This is a genomic window from Salipiger sp. ABN3_019, assembly GCF_056158605.1.
The window spans coordinates 401,606-425,992 of record NZ_JBSWTP010000010.1 but is presented as its reverse complement, the minus strand read 5'-3'; the positions used below and the strand labels follow the sequence as shown (position 1 = coordinate 425,992).

Annotated in this window: 23 protein-coding genes and 1 pseudogene; 9 read left to right on the top strand and 15 right to left on the bottom strand. The window is 68.7% G+C overall.

The window, feature by feature from the left end:
* Positions 1 to 54: 54 nt before the first annotated feature.
* Both ACXAD2_RS24010 and ACXAD2_RS24005 read left to right on the top strand, forming a co-directional pair.
* A complete protein-coding gene (locus ACXAD2_RS24010; protein WP_475176089.1) occupies positions 55 to 1,080 on the top strand; it encodes an ABC transporter ATP-binding protein in 1,026 nt (341 codons plus the stop codon).
* Positions 1,081 to 1,260: 180 nt separating this feature from the next.
* On the top strand, positions 1,261 to 2,067 hold the full coding sequence (locus tag ACXAD2_RS24005; RefSeq protein ID WP_475176083.1) for a hypothetical protein: 807 nt from the start codon (positions 1,261 to 1,263) through the stop codon (positions 2,065 to 2,067).
* A 10-nt stretch (positions 2,068 to 2,077) separates the two neighbouring features.
* Here the strand turns inward: ACXAD2_RS24005 and ACXAD2_RS24000 are convergent, their stop codons facing one another.
* From ACXAD2_RS24000 to ACXAD2_RS23985, 4 genes are all read right to left on the bottom strand, one after another.
* Positions 2,078 to 2,959 carry an alpha/beta hydrolase gene (locus tag ACXAD2_RS24000; RefSeq protein ID WP_475176081.1) on the bottom strand — a complete coding sequence of 294 codons (882 nt, stop codon included), beginning with the start codon at positions 2,957 to 2,959 and terminating at the stop codon, positions 2,078 to 2,080.
* A gap of 118 nt (positions 2,960 to 3,077) precedes the next feature.
* Entirely contained in the window at positions 3,078 to 3,587 is a 510-nt protein-coding gene (locus ACXAD2_RS23995; protein WP_475176075.1) for a protein-tyrosine phosphatase family protein, read from the bottom strand.
* Positions 3,588 to 3,591: 4 nt separating this feature from the next.
* A complete protein-coding gene (ypfJ, locus tag ACXAD2_RS23990; RefSeq protein ID WP_475176071.1) occupies positions 3,592 to 4,437 on the bottom strand; it encodes a KPN_02809 family neutral zinc metallopeptidase in 846 nt (281 codons plus the stop codon).
* Between the two features lie 115 nt (positions 4,438 to 4,552).
* Positions 4,553 to 6,094 (bottom strand): ankyrin repeat domain-containing protein, encoded by a 1,542-nt coding sequence (locus ACXAD2_RS23985; protein WP_475176069.1) that lies wholly within the window; start codon positions 6,092 to 6,094, stop codon positions 4,553 to 4,555.
* 301 nt (positions 6,095 to 6,395) lie between these two features.
* Between ACXAD2_RS23985 and ACXAD2_RS23980 the strand changes: the two genes are divergently transcribed.
* From ACXAD2_RS23980 to ACXAD2_RS23960, 5 genes are all read left to right on the top strand, one after another.
* Complete coding sequence (locus ACXAD2_RS23980; RefSeq protein ID WP_475176067.1) at positions 6,396 to 8,201, top strand: DNA polymerase III subunit gamma/tau; 1,806 nt, start codon at positions 6,396 to 6,398, stop codon at positions 8,199 to 8,201.
* Between the two features lie 58 nt (positions 8,202 to 8,259).
* Positions 8,260 to 8,640 (top strand): hypothetical protein, encoded by a 381-nt coding sequence (locus ACXAD2_RS23975; protein WP_475176064.1) that lies wholly within the window; start codon positions 8,260 to 8,262, stop codon positions 8,638 to 8,640.
* Between the two features lie 177 nt (positions 8,641 to 8,817).
* A complete protein-coding gene (locus ACXAD2_RS23970) occupies positions 8,818 to 9,162 on the top strand; it encodes a YbaB/EbfC family nucleoid-associated protein (protein ID WP_066108765.1) in 345 nt (114 codons plus the stop codon).
* Between the two features lie 104 nt (positions 9,163 to 9,266).
* Entirely contained in the window at positions 9,267 to 9,860 is a 594-nt protein-coding gene (recR, locus tag ACXAD2_RS23965; RefSeq protein WP_164185201.1) for a recombination mediator RecR, read from the top strand.
* Positions 9,861 to 9,962: 102 nt separating this feature from the next.
* On the top strand, positions 9,963 to 10,886 hold the full coding sequence (locus tag ACXAD2_RS23960; protein ID WP_475176057.1) for a hypothetical protein: 924 nt from the start codon (positions 9,963 to 9,965) through the stop codon (positions 10,884 to 10,886).
* 14 nt (positions 10,887 to 10,900) lie between these two features.
* On the opposite strand, the gene ACXAD2_RS23955 is transcribed toward ACXAD2_RS23960, so the two are convergent.
* The gene (locus tag ACXAD2_RS23955) at positions 10,901 to 11,836 is read right to left on the bottom strand and encodes a class I SAM-dependent DNA methyltransferase (protein ID WP_475176053.1); all 936 of its coding nucleotides are present in this window, start codon (positions 11,834 to 11,836) and stop codon (positions 10,901 to 10,903) included.
* A 218-nt stretch (positions 11,837 to 12,054) separates the two neighbouring features.
* Positions 12,055 to 12,825, bottom strand: a complete 771-nt coding sequence (locus ACXAD2_RS23950; protein WP_066108754.1) for a DUF1013 domain-containing protein — start codon at positions 12,823 to 12,825, stop codon at positions 12,055 to 12,057.
* 141 nt (positions 12,826 to 12,966) lie between these two features.
* Between ACXAD2_RS23950 and ACXAD2_RS23945 the strand changes: the two genes are divergently transcribed.
* Positions 12,967 to 13,608 (top strand): ribonuclease T2 family protein, encoded by a 642-nt coding sequence (locus tag ACXAD2_RS23945; RefSeq protein ID WP_475176045.1) that lies wholly within the window; start codon positions 12,967 to 12,969, stop codon positions 13,606 to 13,608.
* Positions 13,609 to 13,869: 261 nt separating this feature from the next.
* On the opposite strand, the gene ACXAD2_RS23940 is transcribed toward ACXAD2_RS23945, so the two are convergent.
* On the bottom strand, positions 13,870 to 14,517 hold the full coding sequence (locus ACXAD2_RS23940) for a sulfotransferase family 2 domain-containing protein (protein WP_475176039.1): 648 nt from the start codon (positions 14,515 to 14,517) through the stop codon (positions 13,870 to 13,872).
* Positions 14,518 to 14,760: 243 nt separating this feature from the next.
* Here ACXAD2_RS23940 and ACXAD2_RS23935 point away from each other — a divergent pair, with 243 nt between their 5' ends.
* Positions 14,761 to 15,786, top strand: a complete 1,026-nt coding sequence (locus ACXAD2_RS23935; protein ID WP_475176036.1) for a hypothetical protein — start codon at positions 14,761 to 14,763, stop codon at positions 15,784 to 15,786.
* Positions 15,787 to 15,879: 93 nt separating this feature from the next.
* On the opposite strand, the gene ACXAD2_RS23930 is transcribed toward ACXAD2_RS23935, so the two are convergent.
* The 8 genes and pseudogenes from ACXAD2_RS23930 to mutY form a co-directional block, all read right to left on the bottom strand.
* Positions 15,880 to 17,208, bottom strand: a complete 1,329-nt coding sequence (locus ACXAD2_RS23930) for an SPOR domain-containing protein (RefSeq protein ID WP_475176032.1) — start codon at positions 17,206 to 17,208, stop codon at positions 15,880 to 15,882.
* Positions 17,209 to 17,276: 68 nt separating this feature from the next.
* A complete protein-coding gene (gene upp / locus ACXAD2_RS23925; RefSeq protein WP_066108741.1) occupies positions 17,277 to 17,906 on the bottom strand; it encodes a uracil phosphoribosyltransferase in 630 nt (209 codons plus the stop codon).
* Positions 17,903 to 18,925: an adenosine deaminase gene (locus ACXAD2_RS23920; protein ID WP_475176025.1), complete on the bottom strand. Its 1,023-nt coding sequence runs from the start codon at positions 18,923 to 18,925 to the stop codon at positions 17,903 to 17,905. Before ACXAD2_RS23920 ends, upp begins: the two co-directional genes overlap by 4 nt.
* Positions 18,922 to 20,142 (bottom strand): phosphopentomutase, encoded by a 1,221-nt coding sequence (locus ACXAD2_RS23915; protein WP_475178388.1) that lies wholly within the window; start codon positions 20,140 to 20,142, stop codon positions 18,922 to 18,924. Before ACXAD2_RS23915 ends, ACXAD2_RS23920 begins: the two co-directional genes overlap by 4 nt.
* A complete protein-coding gene (locus tag ACXAD2_RS23910; RefSeq protein ID WP_475176020.1) occupies positions 20,139 to 21,428 on the bottom strand; it encodes a thymidine phosphorylase in 1,290 nt (429 codons plus the stop codon). Before ACXAD2_RS23910 ends, ACXAD2_RS23915 begins: the two co-directional genes overlap by 4 nt.
* Positions 21,428 to 21,823, bottom strand: a pseudogene (locus ACXAD2_RS23905) (cytidine deaminase); the annotation flags it as partial. The pseudogene ACXAD2_RS23905 and the gene ACXAD2_RS23910, both read right to left, overlap by 1 nt.
* 143 nt (positions 21,824 to 21,966) lie before the next feature.
* The gene (locus ACXAD2_RS23900; RefSeq protein ID WP_475176016.1) at positions 21,967 to 23,109 is read right to left on the bottom strand and encodes an alkane 1-monooxygenase; all 1,143 of its coding nucleotides are present in this window, start codon (positions 23,107 to 23,109) and stop codon (positions 21,967 to 21,969) included.
* 181 nt (positions 23,110 to 23,290) lie between these two features.
* Positions 23,291 to 24,337, bottom strand: coding sequence for an A/G-specific adenine glycosylase (mutY, locus tag ACXAD2_RS23895; protein WP_475176012.1), 1,047 nt, complete (start codon positions 24,335 to 24,337; stop codon positions 23,291 to 23,293).
* Between the last annotated feature and the right edge of the window lie 50 nt (positions 24,338 to 24,387).

Below are 24,387 nucleotides of genomic sequence, written 5' to 3'. Positions count from 1 at the left end.
CGCAAGGCGCAGGCGCGGCGGCATCGCCCGCGCGCAGGTTTGGAAAGGACTGACATGGCTGGGATCGAGCTGAACTCCGTCGAGAAATGGTACGGCGACGCGCAGGTGATCAAGGGCGTCGACCTTGCCATCGACGAGGGCGAATTCATCATCTTCGTCGGCCCCTCGGGCTGCGGAAAATCCACCCTGCTGCGGATGATCGCCGGGCTCGAGGAGACCTCGCGCGGGCAGATCGTCATCGGCGGGCGCGACGCCACCGCCGAGCCGCCGGCGCAGCGCGGGCTGGCGATGGTGTTCCAAAGCTACGCGCTCTACCCGCATATGTCGGTGCGCGAGAACATGGGCTTCTCGCTCAAGGCCGCGGGCGCCAGCAAGGACGAGATCACCGCCAAGGTTGATGAGGCGGCGCGGGTGCTGAAGCTGGAACCGCTGCTGGAGCGGCGGCCCAAGGACCTCTCGGGCGGCCAGCGCCAGCGTGTCGCCATTGGCCGCTCGATCGTGCGTGACCCCACCGCCTTCCTCTTTGACGAGCCGCTGTCGAACCTAGACGCGGCGCTGCGGGTCGAGATGCGCTACGAGATCGCCAAACTGCATCAGGCGCTCGGCTCGACGATGATCTATGTCACCCATGATCAGGTCGAGGCGATGACGCTGGCCGACCGCATCGTGGTGCTGGAAGGGGGGCGGGTCAGTCAGGTCGGCAGCCCGCGCGAGCTTTACGAGCGGCCCGGCAACCTCTTCGTGGCGCAGTTCATCGGCTCGCCGAAGATGAACGTCTTTGCCGCGACGACGCCCGGGTTGCGCCTCGCCGCGCCGATGCCCGCAGGCGCCGAGCAGATCGGCATCCGCCCCGAGCATATCACCCTGACCGAGCCCGGCAGCGGACAGATCGACGGCACGGTGGACGTGCTCGAATACCTTGGCGCCGACACCTATGTGATCGCCGACTGCGGCGAGGCGGGCAAGCTGACGGTGCGGGCGCAGGGCGACACCGGCCTCACCCCCGGCGCGCGCTGCGGCCTCGCCTTCGATCCCGCGCAGATCCACGCCTTCGATCCCGCGGGCCTCGCCCAGCGCTGAGCCGCCCGCTTCTTCTCTTTCAAAATACGCCGGGGGAGTCGCGCATCGCGCGGCGGGGGCAGCGCCCCCACCCTTTGGCCACGCCGTGCGACGGAAGGGGGTGCGCGGGCCCTCCCCTTCCACGACCGCGCCTTCCATGTCATTGTGAGCAAAGAGCCATTCCAGCCGAAAGCCGCGCCGATGCACCGGATCGCCTGCCTTGTTGCCCTGCTGACCCTGCCGCTGCTGCCCGGCGTTTCTGCGCCCGTCGCGGCGCAGGTCTCGCCGCAGAACATCGACGCCGCGCAAAGCGTCGAGCGGCCTTTCCGCTGGCCCTCACGGCCCGACTGGCGCCCCGATTGGCGTCCCGGCTCGCCCTCGGACCGTCCCCATCGCCCGGGCCGGCCCCACTGGCCGCAGCGCCCCGGATGGCCCGGATGGTCCGGCGGCGGCGGCTACGGCCCAGCCTATGGCGGCGGCTTTGGGCTGTCGCTTGATCTTGGCGCCAACCTGCCCGGCGCCGATGGATCGGTGCGCGAGCCGGTGATGACCATCGAGCGGAACAGCCCGGCCGGAACCCGGCAGATCCGCAACTCTCCCGGCGCGCCGGTCGTGAGCGCGCCAGTCGTCAGCGCGCCGCCCGCCACCGCCTCCCGCGTCACGCAGCCGCCGATGGTCGAGCGCGCCCCCGTGGCGACGCCGAGCACCGCGCCCGGCCAAGCCCTGCAGGGCGTGGGCGAGATGAACGGCGGCGGCGCGGCTTTGGCGCAGGTGCTCAGTTCCGACGGCGAGAATTACGTGCTGCTGCTGACCCTGCCCGAGACCCGCGTCACCTGTCTCGGCCAACTCGACGGCCCGCCCGCGATTTTCCCGAGCATGGGCTCGGCGCTGGCCTGCACCGACGGGGCGCAGGGCAACGCGCTTTTCGCCACGCCCGAGGAAGGCACCGGCAGCAGCGCCAGCTTCACGCTCGACGGCGGGCGCGGAGGGTATCTGGTCTTTCCCTGAGCAAGACCTCTCACGCCTCCGCCAGCGCGCAACAGCGCGGGAAAGACGCCGCGAAGGTCGCGCCGTGGCCCAGCCCTTTCAGCACCTCCAGTTGCACGTGCAGGTCGGGCCGCTGCGCCAGCCGCTCGGCCATCGCCATCGTGTCGGGATTGGGCCGCGGCTCGGGCAGGTCAGGCGTTCCCGAGCGATGCTCATTGTCGCCGAGCATCATCAGAACCTCCGCCCTGCCACGCTCCAATTGCGGCGCCCCGGCGGCCATCGCCTGCAATGCGCCTCCGCCGAAGCCGGTGGATGGGCTGATCGGCATATAGGCGCGGAAGGACCCGGGCGCGGACAGGAGCGTCGCCAGCGCGAAAACACCGCCATAGGAGTGCCCCCACAAAGAGCGCCGCGCCGGGTCGAGCGGGGCATGCGTTGCAAGCGCCGCGGCCAGCGGCCCCAGCAGGCGGGCGCGGAACGCCGCCTGCCCGCCAAACTCCCAACCCCGCCCGCGGCCATGTTTTGGCGTCTCCAGCGGTTTCGGAGTGTAGTCCCGGGCGCGCGCCGCGCCGTCGAAACCTTCTTCGATGGGATATCCGATGCCGACCACCGCCAGCCCCGGATGCGCTGTCAGCTGCGCCGCGCTCAGGCGGCTGAAGGCGGCGTTGCCGTCGAGCATCCACAGCGAGGGCCAGCCACCCGAGGGCGCCGCGCCGCGCGGCGCCGCGATGAACAGGCGATAGCCAAGCCCGTCGGCGGTGACGTCGAACTGTGCAAGCGCGTGGCTGCTTGGCGGCGCGTCGAAAAGCGGAAAGCTGACCGGGGGCTGCCGCCGCTGCGCCAGCGCGGGGGTCGCTGCGAGCCCCGCAAGGGCGGTCAATGATGTGGTAAAGCGTCTGCGGCTGAGGTCCATGCGCCATCTCCTGAACGATCCGGGAAGGGTCGGGCTGGCGTGGGCTGGCTCCTTTACCTGCGATGTAGCCGGGCGCGGACGGCGTTGCAATGCGCTGACGCAGCGGCGCTTCGCGGCTTCAGTCCATATGGCGCAGGAAGAGCGCGGCGCCGCGCGGCGCCTGCATGGCCCAGTCCATCTGCGCCTCGGTCTCCACCGCGCAGGGCCGCAGGTGGCGCAGCCGCGCCAGCGCCTCGTCCGGAGCCTCGCCCGCCTCGATCATCAGCCGCAGCGCCACCATCCCCGATCGCCCGCAGCCGCCGCGGCAATGCACCAGCACGCGCCCGCCGCCCGCCAGCGCCCGCAGCACCTGCGCGCTGACCTCCGGCCAACGGGCGCGCATACGCTCGGGCGGCGTGCCGAAGTCGGGGATCGGCAGATGCACCCAGCGCGTGCCGTGATCCTGCACCTGCGTACCGAGCAGGCCCGCGCCTGCGGCCTGCAGTTCGGCCTCGGTGACGAGGGTGATCACCATCGCCGGGCGCCATTCGGTCACATGCGCCACATCCCCCGGCAAATCGCCCCCCGCCCCCGGCATCGGCGAGATGGCAAGAATGCCCTCCGAGACCGGGAGCGCGTAGATGATCATCGGCTCAGATGTCATCGCTCGAGAATGTGTCGCAGGCCGCGATGTTCCCGGCCTCATAGCCGCGCGCGAACCAGCCCGAGCGCTGCGCGCTGGTGCCATGGGTGAACGTATGCGGCTGCGGCACCCGCCCGGCGCGCTTTTGCAACAGATCATCACCGATCATCCGCGCGGCGTTGAGCGCCTCTTCCACGTCGCCCGGCTCGAGGATGCCATCCACATGGCTGCCCCAGACCCCCGACAAGCAATCGGCCTGCAACTCCAGCCGCACGGTCAGGGCGTTGGCCTGCACCTCGCTGGCCTGCTGGCGCAGCTTCTCGACCTCGGGCAGGATCCCCAGAAGGTTCTGCACATGGTGCGCCACCTCATGGGCGATCACATAGGCGGCGGCGAAATCGCCCTCGGCGCCAAGCCGCTGTTCCATGGTGGCAAAGAACTCGGTGTCTAGATAGGCCTGCTGATCCAACGGACAGTAGAACGGCCCGGTGGCCCCGCTCGCACCGCCGCAGGGAGAGGCGGTCTGGCCCGAGAACAGCACCAGCACCGGCGGGCGGTAGTCGATCCCCGCCTGCTCGGGCAGAACCTGTCCCCAGACCTGCTCGGTGGTGGCGAGCACCTGCGCGGCAAACTCGCCGGCCAGCTGTTCCTGCGGCGTAAGCTCGCGCGGCTCGGAAGAGGTCTGCATCGTGCTGTCGTTGAGCAGCGGCGTGACGTCGACACCGGCGAAATAGCCGATCGCCAGAACCACGAGCAGCGCAATACCGCCAAGCCCGCCGCCTACGGCAACGCGCCCGCCACCGGACCGGCGGCGGTCTTCGACATTGCTGCTGCGGCGCACACCTCTCAGTCGCATGATAAAATTCCTTGTATGAAAAAATGCCTGCCGGCAGCGCCGATGATAGGCGCTGCCGGGGCTTTAGGGAACAAATTTCCCGCATATGGCGAGCCCTAAGGGCCACCCTTTCAGCTCAGACGAGCTGCCCGGGATGCGCCTTGGCCCATGCGGCCAGCGCCGCGGCCAGATCGCTCCGCCCGACCATCGCCATTGCCTTGCGCGGCAGCGCGACGCCGTGGTCCAGCAGCAGCGTCAGACAGGCGAGGTGATCGCGTCCCGACCCTTCCGGCGCATGATCCGCGCCATGCAGCAGCGCGCCGAGCAGCGTGCCGCCGTGGTGGTTCACATGGCCGAGGTCGGGCCGCAGCGACAGGAAATAGCCAAGCAGCTCGGGATGACCGCCCCAAGCCGCGGCCTGCACCGGCGGCACACCATCCAGCGCATCCGGCGCGTCATAGGGCAGGCCAAGCGCCACCAGCGCCTTGATCTGTCCCAGCCGCTCCGGACGGTCCGCCAGATCGCGCATCAGCCCGTCATAGGCGGGCGGCAGCGCGGCGGGGTCGATGAAGGCACCGGGGGTGGTGCGCCCCTGCGCCGCCTCGGCCATCAACGCCTCTTCGCGAGACAGCGGCCTTTGCAGCCCGCGCGCCTCCAGCGCCTCGGCCAAGGGCGCGCAGTCCATTACTCGCGCATAGGCATAGGCCGTGCTCCAGCGCCACTCCCGCGCCGGATCGGCCCCCGCTTCCAACAGCAGATCGATCATCCGGCGGTCGCAGCCGCGCCGCGCGGCGTGGTGCAGGGCCGGGATCGGCGCGGCGGCGTCATTCGGGTCGGCCCCATGCGCAAGCAACAGCTGCACCGCCCCGTGGTCGTGAAAATCCAGCGCCCGCAGCAGCGCGTTCGTGCCCCGAGGATCGGCACCATGGTCCAGCAGCAGCGCCAGCGCTTCGCCGCCCCCCGGCTCCACCGAGTGATAGAGCGACTCGCCATCATTGGCCGAGGCCCCCTGCGCCAGCAGCCAGCGCGCCAGTTCGATGTTCCGCCCGTGGCAGAGCGCCCCGTAGAGCGCCGAATGGCGTACGCCGCCCGGCATCTCTTCGGCATCGTTGACATCGGCACCATAGGCGACCAGCAGCCGGGCGATCTGCAGCGCGGCAGCCTTGGCCTCTGGCTGGCGCGTCTGCCAGCGTGAAAAGGCCAGATGCAGCAGCGCGCTGCGCGGACCGAAGCGCGCAGTCGCCAACTCCGGGCGCGCCGCCAGCGCCGCCTCGACGGACGGCAGATCGCACAGCGCGCAGAGCAGGCCGAAATGCCCGTCCGCAAGGTCCGGCGTCTCCGCCAACAGCCACTCCACCACCGGCATCTGCCCGTGATAGAGCGCGATCTTCAGCCGCTGGATACGCGCCGCGCGGTCCAGCCCCTGCGTCTCCGCCGCAAGCTTGAGCTTGGGCCAGCTTTCATAGCCGCGCTCACGCGCCACGACCTGCAGGAAATCGGCGCGTTTGAGCGGCCGGTCGTCGCCGCGCGGCGGTGCGTCGCGCAACCGTTCGCGCGCGGTGCGGTCGCCCGCCTCATAGGATTTGTGCAGGCGGCGCGCTTCACGGCGCAGATCGTCGATGGATGGGGTCGGCCCAGAAAAGGGGTCGGGAAAGAGCATGCCGGTGTCCTCCGTCATCGCCCGATGGTCCGCTGGTCCGGGCAGGAGTGAAACCGAATGATTTGAGATCGGCTCGCAAAGGCAGGTGCGGGCGCTTTCCGCGGACCGGGCGGCCCCCTGCCGGCGGGCCTGCGGCGGTCATAGCAGAGCGGTGGGGTTTGGGGAAGTGGGCACCATGGGCGGCAAGTGTGAGTGGCAAAGGACTGTGGCGCGGGTCCGACGGATCGGCGCCTTGTGGACGCCCATTCCCGACGGCCCGCTTTACCTCCTCCCTCCCCCGCCTTACCTTGGCCGCGACCGAAGGAGCGCCACGGATTCCATGACTGACGACAGCCCCAAGTATCAGGTTCTCGCCCGCAAGTACCGCCCCGAGACCTTTGCCGATCTCGTCGGGCAGGATGCCATGGTGCGCACCCTGAAGAACGCCTTCAAGGCCGACCGCATCGCGCAGGCCTTCATCATGACCGGCATCCGCGGCACCGGGAAGACCACCACCGCCCGGATCATCGCCAAGGGCATGAACTGCGTCGGCCCCGACGGCACCGGCGGGCCCACCACCGAGCCCTGCGGCCAGTGCGAGCATTGCCGCGCGATCATGGAAGGCCGCCATGTGGACGTGCTGGAGATGGACGCCGCCTCCAACACCGGCGTCGGCGACATCCGCGAGATCATCGACAGCGTGCACTACCGGGCGGCCTCGGCGCGCTACAAGATCTACATCATCGACGAGGTGCACATGCTCTCGAACAGCGCATTCAACGCGCTGCTCAAGACGCTGGAAGAGCCGCCCGCGCATGTGAAATTCATCTTCGCCACCACCGAGATCCGCAAGGTGCCGGTGACGGTGCTCTCGCGCTGCCAGCGTTTCGATCTGCGCCGCATCGAGCCCGAGGTGATGATCGACCTGCTGCGCAAGATCGCCAGCCGTGAAAGCGCCGAAATCACCGATGATGCGCTGGCGCTGATCACCCGTGCCGCCGAAGGCTCGGCGCGCGACGCCACGTCCCTGCTCGATCAGGCGATCAGCCACGGCGCGGGCGAGACCACCGCCGATCAGGTCCGCGCCATGCTCGGCCTCGCCGACCGTGGCCGCGTGATGGATCTCTTCGAGAAGATCATGCATGGCGACGCGCCGGGCGCGCTGACCGAACTGTCCGAGCAATATGCCGAAGGTGCCGACCCGATGGCGGTGCTGCGCGATCTGGCAGAGCTGACCCATTGGATTTCGGTGGTGAAGATCACCCCCGAGGCCGCCGAGGATCCCACCGTCGGCCCCGACGAGCGCGCCCGCGGCGCGGCGCTGGCGCAGAACCTCGGAATGCGCCCGCTCACCCGCATGTGGCAGATGCTGCTGAAAGCGCTGGAAGAAGTGGCGCAGGCGCCCAACGCGATGATGGCTGCCGAGATGGCGGTGATCCGGCTGACCCATGTGGCCGAGCTGCCCTCGCCCGAGGAACTGCTGCGCAAGCTGCAGGACACGCCCCCGCCGCCGCCTCCGGGCCCCGGCGGTGGTGGCTACGCCCATGCGCCTGCGGGCGGCACCCCGGCGCAGGGCGGCAGCACGCAGGCCTATGGCAGCGCGGCGCAGCCCACCCATCCCGGCCCCGCCGGTCCCAGTGCGATGTCGGGTGCAATGTCCGGTGCCAGCTACGGCAACGCCGTCCCGGCCGTGGCCCAGAACAATGCGCTCGCCCGCTATCCCACCTTCGAGCATGTGCTCGAGCTGATCCGCGCCAACCGCGACGTGAAGCTGCTGGTCGAGGTCGAGGGCGGCGTGCGCCTTGCCGCCTATCAGCCGGGGCGTATCGAGTTCACCCCCGCCGCCAAGGCGTCGCCCGATCTGGCGCAGCGTCTCGGCAGCGCGCTGCAGCGCTTCACCGGCGCGCGCTGGGGGGTCTCGCTGGTCAATGGCTGCGAGACGCCGACCATCGTCGAGAAACGCGATGCCGCCGAGCTGGCGCTGCGCGCCGAGGCCGAGCAACACCCGCTGGTGCAAGCCGCCATCGCCGCTTTCCCCAAGGCCAAGATCGTCGAGATCCGCACCCCAGAGGCCGAGCAGCAGCAGGCCGCCGTCGAGGCGCTGCCCGAGGTCGAGGACGAATGGGATCCCTTCGAGGAAGACTGAGCCGGGAACATCCGGGGCGCTTCCGGGTTTGACCTTTTTCACACCCGGAGGACCCGCGATGAATTTCGACACCAGCAAAGCCACCGACCTCGCCCATAAGGCCAGCCTGCCCGCGCTGCGCGCCCGCGTGAACGACGCGCTGCCCGCCAGCCGCCGCGAGCGCCTTGCCCCGATGCTCTTTGCCGGCGGCCTGCTGGCGATCGGCGCGGCGCTGCTGAAGGCCAAGCCGCGCATCGGCCATGTGCCCGAGCCGCGCCAGTTCGGCAACCTGCCCCGCCGCTCGAAGGCCCGCCGCGCGGCGCTCACCAGTCGCGATCACGTGGCCGCCTTCGCGCCCACCAATGTCACCGACTCGCTCGGTCGCTCACTGATGATCGGCGGCGCCGCGCTGCTGCTCACCCGGCTGCTCGACGAGGCCGCGGGCCGCGACGGCAAGTAAGATCGGCGCCCGCCATGCCGGGCGCCAAGACGCTTTCATCTTTCCCCAAATACTCACGGCGCGGTGTTTTTGGCCCGCGCCCGCCCTTCATTGTTCCGCAAATACGCAAGCCCCGCCCTTGTCGCCTGCCGGTGTCATCCGTATCTAGAGAACCAAGCCTCAGACAGGAGAGATCAGATGTTCAAAGGATTGGGCGGTCTTGGCGATATGACCAAGATGATGAAGGCCGCGCAGGAGATGCAAGGCAAGATGGCCGAGCTGCAGGAAGGCCTGCACACCACGATGGTCACCGGCGAGTCCGGTGCGGGCCTCGTCAAGGCGACGGCCACCGCCAAGGGCGAGCTCAAGGGTCTCGACATCGATCCCTCGATCTTCAACAGCGACGACAAGGAAGTGGTCGAGGACCTCATCCTTGCCGCGGTCAAGGACGCGCAGGCCAAGGCGCAGGAGCGCGCCGAGCAGGAGATGCGCAAGCTCACCGAAGAGATGGGCCTGCCCGCCGACATGAAGATGCCGTTCTAAGGCGCCCGCCGCAGGCCCCGCGTATGGCCGGACAGAGCGGAGCGCCGCAAGGCGCTCTGCGAGGTCCCGCGGATGCGGGCCGCGGCACAGAAGGTCCCTCCCCCATGCCCGACCGCAGCGAGATCGACGCGCTGATCGAGATGATGGCCCGCCTGCCGGGCCTCGGGCCGCGTTCGGCGCGGCGCACGGTGCTGCATCTCATCCGCAAGCGTGAGCTGCAGCTGACGCCGCTGGCCGAGCTAATGAGCCGGGTCGCCGCCAGCGCCCGCGAGTGCCTCAATTGCGGCAATGTCGGCACCGAAGAGATCTGCCCGATCTGCGCCGACGAGCGCCGCGGCAACGGCCAGCTTTGCGTGGTCGAGGACGTGGGCGATCTTTGGGCCATGGAGCGCGGCGGCAGTTTCAAGGGGCGCTATCACGTGCTGGGCGGCACGCTCTCGGCGCTCGACCGCGTCGGCCCAGAAGAGCTGCGCATCCCGCAGCTTGTGGCGCGGGTCGAGAGCGAAGGGATCACCGAGGTGATCCTCGCGCTCAACGCCACCGTCGATGGCCAGACCACCGCCCATTATATCGCCGACCAGCTTGAGACCCGCGTGGCGCTCAGCTCGCTGGCGCAGGGCGTGCCGATCGGCGGCGAGCTCGACTATCTCGACGACGGCACGATCACCGCAGCGCTCAACGCCCGTCGCAAGCTCTGAGCGCCTGCCCGCCGCAGCGTAACGCGTCTGTGCGCCCCAGCGTAACGCGTCTGTGACAGCTGCCATCTGGGCGGGCGCCCGCCTTGGCGCTACAGCGCTGCCATGACCCGCGCATCCTCCCTCCCGCTCGCCCTTCCCCTCGCTTTCGTCTCCAGCCTTGTGCTCGCCCTGCCCGCCGCACGGGCGCAGGAAGCCGCCTCGCTGTCGCAGATGGACCTGCTGTCGCGCGAGATCGGCCTTGGCATCGGCCATAGCGCGCTGGATGCGCAGCGGCCCGGCGCTTTCACCTCGGGCTATGCCGCCGGTGGCAGCACCAACCCCGACGATGCGCAGGGCTCGGATTACAACAGCCGTGGCGCCGTTCTGGGCTATGGGTTCGGCAGCGGCCTGTCGGCCTTCATGGGCTACGCGCAGGGCGCGTCGGAGGTGGATGGCGATCTTGGCGAGGCACGCATCCGGTCGTATTTCCTTGGTGCGGGCTATGCCGGGGCGGCGCATGACGTGGATTATGCCGCGGCGCTCTACATAGGGCGCACGCACAATAAGCTGTCCAGCCCCGACACGGTCAGCGGCAGCACCGACCACAATGGCCGCCTGCTGGGCCTCAGCCTGCGCGGCGAGACGATGCTGAAACAGGGCGAGGCACCGGCCACCGGGATCGACCTCGTGGTGTCCGGCGACGTGCTGCGCCATGCCACCGGGGATTACGAGCTGCATGGCACGGATGCCCAGGTGCAGGATCGCGTGACCTATGCCACCTCGATGCGCCTTGAAATGGGTGCGCCGATGCGGGCCAAGGGCGGCCTGCTGCGCCCCTACGCCGCCTATGTGGTGAACGGCGGCGATCAGCCCGACCTCGAGTATGTGGCGGGCGGCAGCCTTGGCGCGACCGATCTGCTGAGCGAGGATCAACTGGCCGTCGGGCTTGGTTTCGAGGGTAGCAGCGGCTTTGGCGCGCGGATCGAGGCGGCCTCGGATTTCGACGGCACCGAGGCGCTGAGCGCGCGGCTCACCTACCGGTTCTGAGCCGCGCCGGGTGCTTACGCCAGCGCTTCGGCGGCGTCCCCTTCCCGGTCCTGCACCAGAACCGGCGCCCGCGCGGTGACCACCAGCGCGGGCACATCGGCACCACGATCCTGCCGCAGAACGCAGTCTTCGAACGCCACCCCGACAAACCCGGCCTGCGCCAAAAGCTGTTCGACATAGAAGCGCGAATGGGCAAAGCGGCGGCTTTCGCGCAGCTGCACCGGCGCGTCTCCAAGCTCGACGGTGAACGCAAGGTGCCCGCCCGGCGCCAGCGCCCCGGCGCACCAGCCGATCACCCGCTCGAGCGCGCCGAGGTAGATAAAGACATCCGCCGCCACGATCAGGTCGTGCGCCGTGCCGTCCAGCTCCAGCAGCGCGATGTCGCGCTTTTCGAGCTGGTCGTAATCGCCTTTCACCGCGGCCTCGGCCAGCATCCCCGCCGAGATGTCATAGCCGACGAGCCAGCCGCAGCGATCGCGCAGCACCGCACCCATCAGCCCCGTGCCGCAGCCAAGGTCCAGCGCCCGCTCGGCCCGGACGAACCCCTGCCCGCGCAGCGCGGCGATCAGCAGCTCCGGGCCGCGGTACTCCAGCCGCCCGACCAGCGAGCGGTCGAACCGCGGCGCGTATTGGTCAAAGAGCAGCTCGACGAAGGCCGGAGGCATGGTCTCGGCCACCGGCACACCCCGCCGCAGCCCCGCGCCGAGCGGGTCGCGGGGATCGGCCGCCACCGCCTTGTCCCAAGCCTCAGCCGCGGCCTCGACAGCGCCGCAGCCTTCGAGCCATTCGCCCAGACGGAACCAGCCCGCAGCCCAATCGGGCACGATCTGCATCACGCCCATGAGCACCTCGACCGCACCGGCCATGTCGCCGAGATGCGCGAGGGTCTCGGCAAAGCCCGCGCGGCGCTCGGCCACGGGATCGCCACAGGGAAAAGCGGTTCCCAGCATCACTTGTCTGTTCCAAGGGGCCCGCTCATTTGCCGGAAATGGCCACGCGGCGGGCGACACGCTGCACCTCTGACGGGTGCATCGCCGCGGGCGATACGCCTCGGATGAGGCGGCGTCAATCGCTGCCGTGAGGGCCGCGCAACTGCCCACCACCGCAAAAGAAAAGGCCCGCCGCAATCGCTTGCGGCGGGCCTTTCGAAATCCTCGCGAGACGCGGATCAGCCGCGCGGGTCCTCGCTGTCGTCCTCGTCGTCGTCATCGTTCGACGGCAGGTTGAAGAAGCTGTCGGCATCCGAGAAATCGCTCGGACCCTTGTCTTCTTCCTCGTCGTCCTCGCCGCGCGGATCGGAGAGCGTGAAGGTCTCGAGACCTTCGATCGCCGAGGGCAGGCGCGGCTCGGCGTCCATGCCGAGGCTCTGCTCGGTCGACACCAGCTTGCGGCGCTCGTCGTCGGTCATCACCTCGTCGCGGTTCTTCGCGGCCTTGGCAACGGCGGCATCAAGCTCGGACTGGCGGCACAGACCCAGCGCGACCGGATCGATCGGCTGCATGTTCTGGATGTTCCAGTGGGTGCGCTCGCGGATCGACTGGATCGTCGGCTTGGTGGTGCCCACCAGCTTGGAGATCTGGCCGTCGGTCAGCTCGGGGTGGAATTTCACCAGCCACAGGATCGCGTTCGGACGGTCCTGACGCTTCGACAGCGGGGTGTAGCGCGGACCGCGGCGCTTGTCTTCGTCGACAGCGGCGGGGTTGTACTTCAGCTTCAGCTTGGCGAGCGGATTCTTCTCGGCCTTGTCGATGTCGATCTGCTCGATCTGGTTGTTGGCGACCGGGTCAAAGCCCTTCACGCCGCCGGCCACGTCGCCGTCGGCGATGCCTTGGATTTCCAGTTCGTGCATGCCGGTGAAATCGGCAATCTGCTTGAAAGTCAGGGTGGTGTTGTCGACGAGCCAGACAGCGGTCGCCTTGGGATGCAGCAGTTTTGCCATGGGTCATCTCCTACGTAAATCTTCTCCCCTCCCCCAAGGCGTTGGCCTCGGGAGGTCCCGGATTACTTCTCCAGGACGGGTTTCCGTTGTCGGGGAACTTCGGGCCTATATAGTCGCGCGCAACCCAAGAGGAAAGAGAAAATGCGTGCCCTGCTGATCCTGCTCGCCTGTGCCGTTCTCGCCGGAACCGCCGACCCCGCCCGTGCGGATGGCGACCGCGCGGGCCGTTTCGACTATTACGTGCTGTCGCTGAGCTGGTCGCCGACGTGGTGCGCGCTCGAGGGCGAGGCGCGCAACTCACCGCAATGCGACCGCGCGCTTGGCTGGGTGCTGCACGGGCTCTGGCCGCAATATGAGCGCGGCTACCCCTCTTATTGCGACACATCGGTGCGCGCGCCGAGCCGCGCCGAAACCGCCGCCATGGCCGACATCATGGGCACGCCCGGTCTGGCTTGGTACCAGTGGAAAAAGCACGGGTCCTGCGCCGGGCTGCCCGCCGAGGCGTATTTCGCCCTCGCCCGCCGCGCTTATGGGGCGGTCAAACGTCCCGAGGTTCTGCGGCGTCTGGAGGATCCGGTCACCCTGCCCGCGCAGGTGGTCGAAGAGGCTTTTCTGAAGGCCAACCCGGGGCTGGAGCCCGACATGCTGACCATCACCTGCCAAGCGGGGCGCATCCAAGAAGCGCGGCTGTGCTTGTCAAAAGACCTCGATCCCGTGCCTTGCGGCCGCGATGTCGTTAAGGATTGCAGCCTGAAGGACGCGTTGCTCGACCCGATCCGCTAAGGCCGGACGCGGGCCAAAAAAAACCAGAGGGCGGGCCGGGAATACTGCGATCAAATGCTTGCCAGCATACAGAAAACGGAAACGACCGTCAGTAAGACCCACCCTCTGGCGCGGCCCATACATGCTTCCGCTCCGGGCCACGTGGCCAGTCAAATCCTGCCGGAATTAAGAAAAGGTTAACAAAACTGACCTCTGCCCATTAATGGACATTATTTTTCTCGAAGGCGGCGGATTGGCCGAATTTCCGGCGCTGGGTGCCCGTCAGCCGAAGCGATAGCCAAAGTGCGCGATGTCTTCGGCACAGCTTTCCGCAACATGCTGCGCCAGCTGATCCGAGTAGTAGCCGCGATAGTCGCGCCGCCGGTCCGAGGCATTGTCCCACGGCAGATCGAGCGCGAAGCCCAGATGCGCCTCGAAGGGCGCGAGGTCCTCGCCAAGATGCTCCAGCCGTATCCAGATATCGCCGCGATCGGTGCCCGCCGCGTCGCGCAGATAGCGCGAGCTGGGCCAGCCGCGCAGGCTGGCGCTGGTCTGCGGATGCAGCAGGAACGCCGAGAAGTCCAAACCCTGCGCCAGCGCGACCGCCGGATGCGCGAACGCCTGCGTCTGCAGCCAGTGGTAATAGCTCACCATCCGGTCCCACGGATTGCGCACCAGCGCGACGCGCCGCATCCGGGCGATCTCTTCCGGGGTCACGATGCCGTCGATATCGGCCAGCGTGGAGTGCTTCCAGAGCCGCCCGCGCGGCACCAGCCCGCGCAGCCGCCCGCGGCGTTTCTGCGCCTTCGGCGTGTCGCCGATCAGGATATCGTCGCGATGCGCCCGCGCCTCCAGCGCCCGCGCCAGAGAGGTGCCGCCGGTCTTGGGGATATGCACGAAAATATAGCCACGGCCGCGCGAGATGATCATGCGCCGACCCTAGCGCCGCCCGCCGCGCAGGACCATTCGCAAGCGCCCCGCACAGCGCGTCTTTTTCGCCACCGTGGCCGCGCCGCCTGCGCTTGCGAGGGCCTTGGCGCGCGCAGGCGATTGCCCCTGAGCAGGGAGCTTGGTAATCAGATGCGAACCCGAGGCTGAGCAGCCCCGAGACGGCCCAGAGAAAGCCCGCGAGAAAAACCTTTTGAGAAGACCGCGCCCGAGACCGCCCCACGCATGACCGCCCTCAAGGAGTATCAACGCCTCGAAGCCACCGCGCTTTGGCGGCCCGAGCCAGAGGCTCAGCGGCGCGAGGTGATCCTGTCGATGGGCGATGCCACGCTGACCGTGTCGGATATCTCCGGGCGGGCGCTGTCGCATTGGTCGATGGCCGCTGTGGTGCGCGCCAACAAGGGCCGCTCTCCGGCGCTCTACCATCCCGATGGCGATCCCGGCGAGACGCTGGAGTTGGCCGAGGACGAGGCGACGATGATCGACGCCATCGACCGCGTGCTGCGTGACATCGAGCGGCGCCGCCCGAAGCCCGGCAAGCTGCGGCTGCGGTTGATCGGCGGCGTGGCGGCGCTGGTGCTGGCCGGTGCGCTGCTGTGGCTGCCCGGCGCTTTGCTCAACCATGCCGAACGTGTGGTGCCCCGCGCCAAGCGCGTCGAGATCGGTCAGGCGCTGCTGACGCAGATCGCCCGCGTCTCGGGCCGCCCCTGCACCAGCGCCGAGGCGGCGCGCCCGCTGCGCCATCTGGCCGCGCGCGTGCTGGGAGACGCCCGCCGCAACGATCTGGTGGTGCTGCGCGACGGTGTGCGCGACACGGCGCATCTGCCCGGCGGGCTGATCCTCGTCTCTGGCAGTCTGCTCGAAGACTACGAAGATCCGGACGTGGCGGCGGGCTATATCCTCGCCGAGTCGCTGCGCGCCAAGCAGACCGATCCGCTGGGTGAATTGCTGGGTCACGCCGGGCTCTGGCCGAGCCTGCGCCTGCTGACCACCGGCTCGATGCCCGAAGGCGCGCTGGAAAGCTACGCCGAAGACCTGCTGACCCGCCCGCATGCTTCGCTGCCGCAAAACGTGCTGCTCGACGGCTTCGCCAAGATCGAGCTGCGCAGCTCGCCCTACGCCTATGCGCAGGACATCACCGGTGAGAGCGTTCTGGGGCTGGTCGAGGCCGATCCGCGCGCCAAAGAAGGCAGCGCGCCAGTGGTCAGCGACGCCGATTGGGTGCGCCTGCAGGGCATCTGCGGCGGCTGAGCAGGCGGCAAAGCCGCGCTGTTCCCTCCGGCGCTTGGGCAGGATCCCCGGCGGGTCTTTTTGCGTATTTTTAAAGAGAAGAAGAGGCGGGGCTCAGCGCAGGTAGGCCTCGCGGTAGCCGGTGGCGTGGACTTGCGCCAGCGCGCGGCTGGCGGCGCGGGCATCGCTGTAGGGACCGACGCGCAGGCGGCGCATCTCGTCCGAGCCGCGCTGGAGCATCTGCACCGGCAGGCCAGCAGCCTGCAGGCGGCGGCGCGCCTCGGCGGCCTTGTCGCCGGTGGTGAAGGCGCCGATCTCGACAAACTTGGGGCCTGCGGCAGTCGCCGAAGCGCTGTCGGAGGCTGCGGCGGTGAGTGTGGTCGCGCCGCTGCTGCGCGGGGCCTGCACCAGAACAAGATCGGGATCGCCTTCGAAGCGCACCCGCGGCGCGCGCGCGGTCACACGGGTTCCGGCGGTCGAGGCGCGCGGCACGGTCTGGGTCCAGATGCGCTGGCTGTCGTAATAACCCTCGACGGTCTGCAGCGCGCGATGCGGATTGAGCCGGTCATCCTCCCACGCCGGGCGGTAGCCCGCGGGCAGCACGGTGCGCTCTGCCGGGCCTTCCTCATAGACGTTGCGCGGCAAGATGCGGGTGCTGCCGGGCACCATCAGAGCGCCCTCTTCCCAGCTGCCCCTGCCGCCGCCGTGATTGTAATAGACGTTCTTGCCCGGTCCGGGCGCCTCGCCGCGGCGCACCTCGGTGACATAGGGCGCGGTCTGCGGGCCACAGCGCACGCGCCGTCCATTGCTTGTGATCTCGCCCGAGAAGCCCGGCGGGCAGGCCCCGCCGACCAGCTTGCTGCCGGGGGCCACCGGCGCCGGAGCACGGCTCGGCGCAGGTACGGTGGCAACCACGCGCGGCGCGGGCGCGGCGGGCGGCTTCGAGGCCGGGGCCTTGACCACCGGAGCCGGGGCGCTGGCGGGTTTCGAGGCGACCGTGGCCATGGGCTGCGCCGAGGTCGTGCGGCTGGTGGTGCGGACCGGAGCGGGCGCCGGGGCAGCCACCGGAGCCGTCGCCGTCGCGACCGGCTGTGCGGCAGGCTTGGTGGCCGGCGCGGGTTTCGGGGCCGGTTGGGCCGCAGGCGCTTCGACGGTGCGCGTCGCGGTGCGGGCGCTGGCGCCGAGGCTCGGCGCGTAGCCGCAGACCGGATCGCCAGCGCGGCTGACCCGCGGCACCCAGATCACCGCATCGTCAAAGCCCGCGCGCACGAAGACGCAGCCCTTGCTGTCCACATATTGCGCGGCCTCATAGCTGGCCGGCGGCACCTCCGCCGGCTCGCTGATGGTGTCGATCCGCTGCGCCAGCGTGGGCGCGGCGGACAGGGCGCTGAGAGCTAGGGTGGCGGGACCCGCCAGAATGTTGGCCAGCACTTTGAAACGCATGTCGTCCCCCGGAAACTACCCTTTCAGCTTTGCATGAAGCCCCCAAAGCTGTAAAGCGTTGAGAGGGCTTATTTTGTGCCGAACATGCGATCGCCCGCATCCCCTAGTCCCGGAACGATATAGCCCTTCTCGTTGAGTTTCTCGTCCAGCGCGGCGGTGATGATCGGCACATCGGGATGCGCCTCTTCCATCCGTTTGACCCCTTCGGGCGAGGCCAGAAGGCACAGGAAGATGACATTCTTGGCGCCCGCCTGCTTCAAAAGGTCGATCGCGGCGACCGAGGAATTGCCCGTGGCCAGCATCGGATCGACGGCGATCACCGTGCGGTCTTCGAGGTTCTTGGGCACCTTGAAGTAATATTGCACCGGCTCGAGCGTTTCCTCGTCGCGGTAAAGCCCGACAAAGCCGACGCGGGCGGCGGGGATCAGCTCGAGAATGCCGTCGAGCAGGCCGTTGCCCGCGCGCAGGATCGACACCAGCGCCAGCTTCTTGCCCTCGATCGTGGGGGCGGCCATCTCGCACATCGGGGTTTCGATCTGCTTGGTGGTCACCGGCAGCTCGCGGGTGACCTCATAGGCCAGCAGCAGGGAAATCTCGCGCAGCAACTGGCGGAAGGAGGCGGTCGACGTATCCTTCTCGCGCATCAGGGTCAGTTTGTGCTGCACCAGCGGGTGATCGACAACGGTCAGGTGTTTCATGCGCTCTCCAGTCTTTTCAGCAGCGCCTCGCGCGTGTCGGCCGAGCAGAAGGCCGCATTGGCAGAGGTCTTGGCAATCTCGGTGAAGTCCTCTTCCTCCCAACCGAAGGTGCGTGCAAGGTTTTCATACTCCTGCACCATGGTGGAATGGAAAAAGGGCGGATCGTCGGTGGAAATGGTCACCTTGGCGCCGCGCGCGCGCAGCTTCTGGATCGGATGCGCCGAGAGCTTGGGGTAAACGCCAAGCTGGACGTTCGAGCCCGGGCAGACTTCCAGCGTGATGCCCTTTTCGGCGATCAGATCGACCAGCGCCAGATCCTCGATGGCGCGCACGCCATGGCCGATACGCTCGACCCCGAGATGCTCGATGGCGTTGCGCACCTCCTGCGGGCCGCGCCATTCGCCCGCGTGGGTGGTGAGCCGCAGCCCCGCCTCGCGCGCCATGTCGAAACTATAGGCAAAGTCGCGCTGCTCGCCCTTGTTCTCGTCGCCGCCCATGCCAAAGCCGGTGATCCACTCGCCCGCCGTCTCGGCCGCGCAGAGCGCCGATTTCTTGGCAACCTCCGGCCCGAAGTGACGCACGCAGGTGACGATGCCGCGCAGGGTGATGCCCATGTCGCGCTCGGCCGCATCGGCCGCCTCCTGCATGGCGTGCAGATACTCGCGCCATGCGCCCAGATCACCGCCGCCGCAGAAGTCGGGCGAGATGAAGGTCTCGGCGTAGATCACGCCGTTGTTCGCGCATTCCTCGAGCACAGCGCGGGTCAGCCGGGCGTAATCCTCGGGCGAACGGAGCACCGAGGTCGCCGCCTCATAGGTCTGCAGGAAATGCACGAAGTCGCGGTACTCATAGGTGCCATCCTCGGCAAAGACCCCGTCAAGGCGCACCTTCTTTTCCTGCGCCAGCCCGCGGATGAAGGCTGGCGGCGCGGCGCCCTCGATATGCAGGTGCAACTCCACCTTCGGCAGCGCCTTGATCCGGTGCAGGCTCTCCTCGTCGTGGTCTCTGGGGTCTCTCAAAGGAAGCTCCTTCCCGGTCCTTGTGCGGGCACCCCAAGGTGCGCCGCGATGCTGGCTGCCACATCGGCAAAGTCGATCCGCCCGATCTGCCCCGACTTGCGGCCATGTTCAAGCAGATGCACGAGGACCGGAACCCGCTCGCGCGTGTGGTCGGTGCCAACCCACGTGGGGTCATTGCCGTGATCGGCTGTGATCAGCAGCAGATCCCCTTCACGCAGGCGCGGCAGCAGCCTGCCAAGCTCGGCGTCGAACCATTCGAGCGCGCGGGCGTAGCCAGAGACATCGCGCCGGTGGCCGTAGAGACTGTCGAACTCGACGAAATTGGCGAAGGTGAGCGAGCCCTCCTCGGCGCCGTCAACGAGATCGCCAAGGTGCCGCATGAGCGTGGCGTCATCGCCTTTGCGCAGCTCGTCGATCCCTTGCATCGAGAAGATGTCGCCGATCTTGCCCACCGCATAGACGCGCCGCCCGGCGTCCTGCACCCAATTGGTGAGGATTGGCTCGGGCGGGGTGATCGCGTAATCATGCCGGTTGGTGGTGCGCTTGTAGCTGCCGGGGCTGCCAACGAAGGGGCGCGCGATGACCCGGCCGACCTTCATCTGGTGCAGCGTCGGCGCGATTGCCTCGCAAAGCGCCAGCAGGCGATCGAGCCCGAAGCTCTCTTCATGTGCGGCGATCTGAAAGACGCTGTCGGCGGAGGTGTAGCAGATCGGCCAGCCGCTGCGCTCATGCTCTGCGCCGTACTCTTCGAGCATCACCGTGCCCGAGCCGTGGCAATTGCCCAGCGTGCCCGCGACCCCGGCGATCTTGCAGACCTCTGCCAGCAGGTCCGCCGGAAAGACCGGCGCTGCCTCGGGGAAATAGTGCCAGTCCCATGGCACTGGCAGACCCGCCAGCTCCCAATGGCCCGAAGGCGTGTCCTTGCCCTTCGAGCACTCGCTCGCCGCGCCCCAGAGCGCCGAAGGCTCCGCCTCCAGCCCCGGCACCTCGTCGCCGCTGGCAAGACGGGTTGCTGCGCCCAGCCCCAGCGCATCCAGCACCGGCAGATGCAGCCGGCCGCTGCGCCCCTCTTCCGCCCGGCCTGCGGCGCAGGCCTGCGCGATATGCGCCAGCGTGTTCGCCCCGGTGTCGGGGACACCTGCGTTGAAATAACTCGCCGCATCCGGCGCACCGCCGATGCCCACCGAATCCATCACCACCAGAAATGCCCGCATCAGGCGATCCTTTCCCGCACCAAAGGCGCCACGTCCGGCGCATCGCCAAGACGGATCGCCGCCGTCACCGCAGCAGCCGCCGCCTCCGCCGCCGCGCGGCTGGCGGCATGGACCCGCGCCAAGGGCTGCCCCGTCTCGACCAGCTGGCCGAGCCGCAGCACATCCGACAGGCCGACGGCGGGATCGACGCGGTCCGTCTCGACCTCGCGCCCCCCGCCAAGATGCACCACGGCAAGCCCCAGCGCTTCGCCATCCATCACCGCCACATGGCCCGCCTCGGGCGCGGGCACATCCAGCACCACCGGCGCTGCCGGAAGCAGGTCGCGCCAGCGCTCGACAAAATCCGACGGCCCGCCCAGCCCCGCGACCATGCGCCCAAAGCGCTCTGCCGCCGCGCCGCTCGTGACGGTCTCGCGCAGCCGCGCCGCGCCGCCTTCGATCCCGGCGCTGGCCAAAAGCTCGGCCCCCAGCGCCACTGACAGATCGAGCAGCGGCCCGCCCGCGCCCTCGGTCAACACCTGCATGACGCAGCGCACTTCCAGCGCATTGCCAAGCGCATCGGCCAGCGGCTGATCCATATCGGTGATCAGCGCCGTGGTCGGGCAGCCCGCCGCATTCGCGGTGCCGACCAGCGAGCGCGCCAGCTCCCGCGCCTCCTCCATGGTCTTCATGAAGGCGCCCGAACCGACCTTCACGTCGAGCACCAGCCCCTCGAGCCCCGCCGCCAGTTTCTTCGACAGAATCGAGGCGGTGATGAGATCGAGGCTCTCCACCGTCGCGCTCACGTCGCGGATGGCGTAGAGCCGCTTGTCGGCGGGCGCGATGCCGTCCGAGGCCGAGACGATGGCGCAGCCCGCCTCGCGCAGCACGTCGCGCAGCCGCTCCTCCGAAGGCGCGGTGTCATAGCCGGGGATCGCCTCGAGCTTGTCGAGCGTGCCGCCGGTATGGCCCAGCCCGCGCCCCGAGATCATCGGCACATAGACCCCGCAGGCCGCCAGCATCGGCGCCAGCACGAGGCTGACGCAATCGCCCACGCCGCCGGTGGAATGCTTGTCGAGCACCGGCCCCGGCAGATCCCAGCGCAGCACATGGCCGCTGTCGCGCATCGCCAGCGTCAGCGCCGCGCGCGCCTCTTCCGAAAGCCCGCGCAGGCAGACCCCCATGGCAAAGGCCCCGGCCTGCGCATCGCTCACCGCGCCGCTCGCCAGCCCTTCGGCGAACCAGCGCAGCGCCGCGCCAGAGGGCTCCTCTCCGCGCCGCAGTGCCGCGATGACCGTCCGCGCGTCCATCAGGCGCGGTCCATATGCCCCGTGCCGAAGGCGCCGGGCAGCAGTTCGCCCACGGTGGTCTCCAGCGTTGCGCCATCGGTGGTGGCCAGCGTCACCTTGGCATGGGTCTTGCCAAACTCGGCCAGTTTCTGCCGGCAGCCGCCACAGGGCGGCAGCGGGTGTTCGCAATCGGCGATGACATAGGCCTCGACGATCTCCGTCTCGCCCGCCGCGACCATGGCCGCGATCGCCCCGGCCTCGGCGCAGGTGCCCTCGGGATAGGCGACATTCTCGACGTTGCAGCCGGCGTAAATTTTCCCCGAGGGCGCCAGCATCGCCGCCCCCACCTTGAATTTCGAATAGGGAACATAGGCGTTTTCACGCACCGCGCGGGCGGCTTTCTCGAGCGACATATCGCACCTCTTGTGGTCTTTCGCCGCCCATGTTGCGGGCCGCCCGGAGCGATTGCAATCCCTGCGCCTGCCCGCCCGCTTCGTCTAGAGAAAAATATCCCACGGGGGTCCGGGGGTGTGAAACCCCCGGCGGCGCTGCAGCCTCGTCAGGCCGAGCCCTTTGGCAGGGGCGTGCGCGCCTTGTTGTAGTCCGACCAATCCTCGATCTGCGGATACCATTGCCGCCGCCACGCCTTCACCTTGGGGTTCATCACCCTTCGCCAGACCGGGGGCACCATCGCCGCCATGGTCATCACCGGATAGCCGTAGGGCAGCTGCGGCGCCTCGGTCTCGGCGTAGTTCTGCAGCAGCGGAAAGCGCCGGTCGGGCTTGTAGTGGTGGTCCGAGTGGCGCTGCAGGTTGATCAGCAGCCAGTTGGTCGCCGTGTGCGCCGAGTTCCACGAATGGTGCGGCTTGACGTGCTCGTAGCGCCCGTCCCCGAGGTACTCTCGGGTCAGCGCGTAATGCTCGACGTAATTGGTCAGCTCCAGCTGCCAGATCGCCACGCCCGCCTGCACGAGGAACAGCGCCAGCCCGCCCCAGCCGCCGACGATCAGCGCCAGCGCCAGCATGGCAAGCTGCAGCCCGAGATAGAGCCAGAACGGGTTGCGCCGGTGCCACCACGGCAGGCCGCGGCGGGCCAGCAGCTTCTTCTCGGCGCGGAAGGCCGAAACCGGGCATTCGCGCAGCACCCGCGGGTAGTAGCGGTGAAAGCCCTCGTTGTAGCGCGCGGTGACCGGATCGCGCGGCGTGCCGACCCAGACGTGATGCACCAGCAGGTGCTCCGAGCGGAAATGCGAATAAAGCACCATGGCCAGCAGCCAGTCCCCGAGCCGCCGCTCGAGGTTGTTGCGCTGGTGCAAAAGCTCATGCGAGTAGACGATCCCCACCGTGCCGGTCATCACCCCCGTGCCGAAGAAGACGCCGAATTTCTCCAAGGTGGTCAGCGCGTCATTGCCCGAGACGTACCAGATCAGCGCAAACAACGTGACGAATTGCACCGGCGCCCAGAGCATCACCCCGGCGCGGTACCAAAGCAGCGCCCGCTCTTCGGTCTGCGGATCGGCGTTCTCGGTGTTCAGCCCCAGCGCCGCATCCAGCGCCGAGAAGAGATACCATGTGGCCAAGGGCGGCAGCAGCACCCAGAGCCCGCCGTTCAGCGCGCCCAGCCAGACCAGAACCGGCAGGATATAGACCAACCAGAACGGCGCGGCGGCCGTCCAGCGCGCGAATTTCTCTGCAGCGATCATGCACTCGTCCCCAACGTCTGCCCCAAACATCGCCTCTGGCTGGCGCAGGTCGCGTGCTGAGGGCCTTGCGCCGCAGCTTGTCCCGATCCGGCCGCTCCGGTCAATGCGACCCAAGGGCCGGGGCGGCGTGACGTTGCCGCACAGCCTCAGCCAAGGGACAGACTAAATCATGAGGCCCGGCTCAGCCCGAGGTCAGAGCGAAAGCCTTGCGCATGACCGTGGGCAGGTCTTCGGGGTCAAACACCTCCGCCTCGACGAACGCCCCCCGCTCGGGCTGGCGCTCCATCGGCACCAGCGCGGTCTTTACCGTCAGGCGCAGGTGGAAATGTGTGAAGGTGTGGCGCGCCTCGGCGTTGAGCGTCTTCCACTCGGCGCGGATCGGCGGCGCGTCGGCGGGTGCCTCCTCGCCCCAGTCCGAGCCCGGCCAGCCCAGCATCCCGCCCAAGAGCCCGCTGTCGGGGCGGCGCTCCAGCAGCCATGCGCCATCCACCCGCTTGACCAGATAGGCGATGCCGTGGCGCGTCGGCTTGCGCTTCTTGGGGGCTTTCTTCGGCAGCTCTGCCTGCGTGCCGTGATCCCATGCGGCGCAAGCGGTGCGCCACGGGCAGAGACCGCAGGCCGGGTTGCGCGGCGTGCAGATGGTGGCGCCCAGATCCATCACCGCCTGCGCATAATCGCCGGGCCGCTGCTGCGGCGTCAGCGCGGCGGCATATTCCGTCAGCACCGGCTTCGACTGCGGCAGCGGCATATGCTCGTCGTGCAGCCGCGCCATGACCCGCTCGACGTTGCCGTCCACCACCGTCTCGGGCAGATCGAAAGCGATCGCCGCCACCGCCGCCGCGGTATAGGGCCCGACACCGGGCAGCGCGCGCAGCCCGTCGAGGCTTTGCGGAAAAACGCCGCCATGCTGATCCGCCACCACCCGCGCGCATTTCAGCAGGTTGCGAGCGCGGGCGTAATAGCCCAGCCCGGCCCATGCCGCCATCACGTCGGCATCCTCGGCCGCGGCAAGATCGCTGACCGTCGGCCAGCGCGACGTAAATGTTTCAAAATAGCTTTTCACCGCCGCCACAGTGGTCTGCTGCAGCATGATCTCGGACATCCACACGCGGTAGGGATCGGGCCGCACACCCGCCGCATGCGCGGCAGGGCTCACTCGCCACGGCAGCTCGCGCGCGTGGCGGTCATACCAGGTGAGCAGATCTTCGGCCCGCGCACTGTCACGCATGGCTGACATTCCCTTGATCATCGACGACAAAAGCAATTCCTTGCTGGCAC

Bases quoted from the DNA above. Each gene is read 5' to 3' on its own strand.
- ACXAD2_RS24010 (WP_475176089.1), top strand. From the start codon at position 55: ATGGCTGGGATCGAGCTGAACTCCGTCGAGAAATGGTACGGCGACGCG.
- ACXAD2_RS24005 (WP_475176083.1), top strand. From the start codon at position 1,261: ATGCACCGGATCGCCTGCCTTGTTGCCCTGCTGACCCTGCCGCTGCTG.
- ACXAD2_RS24000 (WP_475176081.1), bottom strand. From the start codon at position 2,959: ATGGACCTCAGCCGCAGACGCTTTACCACATCATTGACCGCCCTTGCG.
- ACXAD2_RS23995 (WP_475176075.1), bottom strand. From the start codon at position 3,587: ATGATCATCTACGCGCTCCCGGTCTCGGAGGGCATTCTTGCCATCTCG.
- ypfJ (WP_475176071.1), bottom strand. From the start codon at position 4,437: ATGCGACTGAGAGGTGTGCGCCGCAGCAGCAATGTCGAAGACCGCCGC.
- ACXAD2_RS23985 (WP_475176069.1), bottom strand. From the start codon at position 6,094: ATGACGGAGGACACCGGCATGCTCTTTCCCGACCCCTTTTCTGGGCCG.
- ACXAD2_RS23980 (WP_475176067.1), top strand. From the start codon at position 6,396: ATGACTGACGACAGCCCCAAGTATCAGGTTCTCGCCCGCAAGTACCGC.
- ACXAD2_RS23975 (WP_475176064.1), top strand. From the start codon at position 8,260: ATGAATTTCGACACCAGCAAAGCCACCGACCTCGCCCATAAGGCCAGC.
- ACXAD2_RS23970 (WP_066108765.1), top strand. From the start codon at position 8,818: ATGTTCAAAGGATTGGGCGGTCTTGGCGATATGACCAAGATGATGAAG.
- recR (WP_164185201.1), top strand. From the start codon at position 9,267: ATGCCCGACCGCAGCGAGATCGACGCGCTGATCGAGATGATGGCCCGC.
- ACXAD2_RS23960 (WP_475176057.1), top strand. From the start codon at position 9,963: ATGACCCGCGCATCCTCCCTCCCGCTCGCCCTTCCCCTCGCTTTCGTC.
- ACXAD2_RS23955 (WP_475176053.1), bottom strand. From the start codon at position 11,836: ATGCTGGGAACCGCTTTTCCCTGTGGCGATCCCGTGGCCGAGCGCCGC.
- ACXAD2_RS23950 (WP_066108754.1), bottom strand. From the start codon at position 12,825: ATGGCAAAACTGCTGCATCCCAAGGCGACCGCTGTCTGGCTCGTCGAC.
- ACXAD2_RS23945 (WP_475176045.1), top strand. From the start codon at position 12,967: ATGCGTGCCCTGCTGATCCTGCTCGCCTGTGCCGTTCTCGCCGGAACC.
- ACXAD2_RS23940 (WP_475176039.1), bottom strand. From the start codon at position 14,517: ATGATCATCTCGCGCGGCCGTGGCTATATTTTCGTGCATATCCCCAAG.
- ACXAD2_RS23935 (WP_475176036.1), top strand. From the start codon at position 14,761: ATGACCGCCCTCAAGGAGTATCAACGCCTCGAAGCCACCGCGCTTTGG.
- ACXAD2_RS23930 (WP_475176032.1), bottom strand. From the start codon at position 17,208: ATGCGTTTCAAAGTGCTGGCCAACATTCTGGCGGGTCCCGCCACCCTA.
- upp (WP_066108741.1), bottom strand. From the start codon at position 17,906: ATGAAACACCTGACCGTTGTCGATCACCCGCTGGTGCAGCACAAACTG.
- ACXAD2_RS23910 (WP_475176020.1), bottom strand. From the start codon at position 21,428: ATGGACGCGCGGACGGTCATCGCGGCACTGCGGCGCGGAGAGGAGCCC.
- ACXAD2_RS23900 (WP_475176016.1), bottom strand. From the start codon at position 23,109: ATGATCGCTGCAGAGAAATTCGCGCGCTGGACGGCCGCCGCGCCGTTC.
- mutY (WP_475176012.1), bottom strand. From the start codon at position 24,337: ATGCGTGACAGTGCGCGGGCCGAAGATCTGCTCACCTGGTATGACCGC.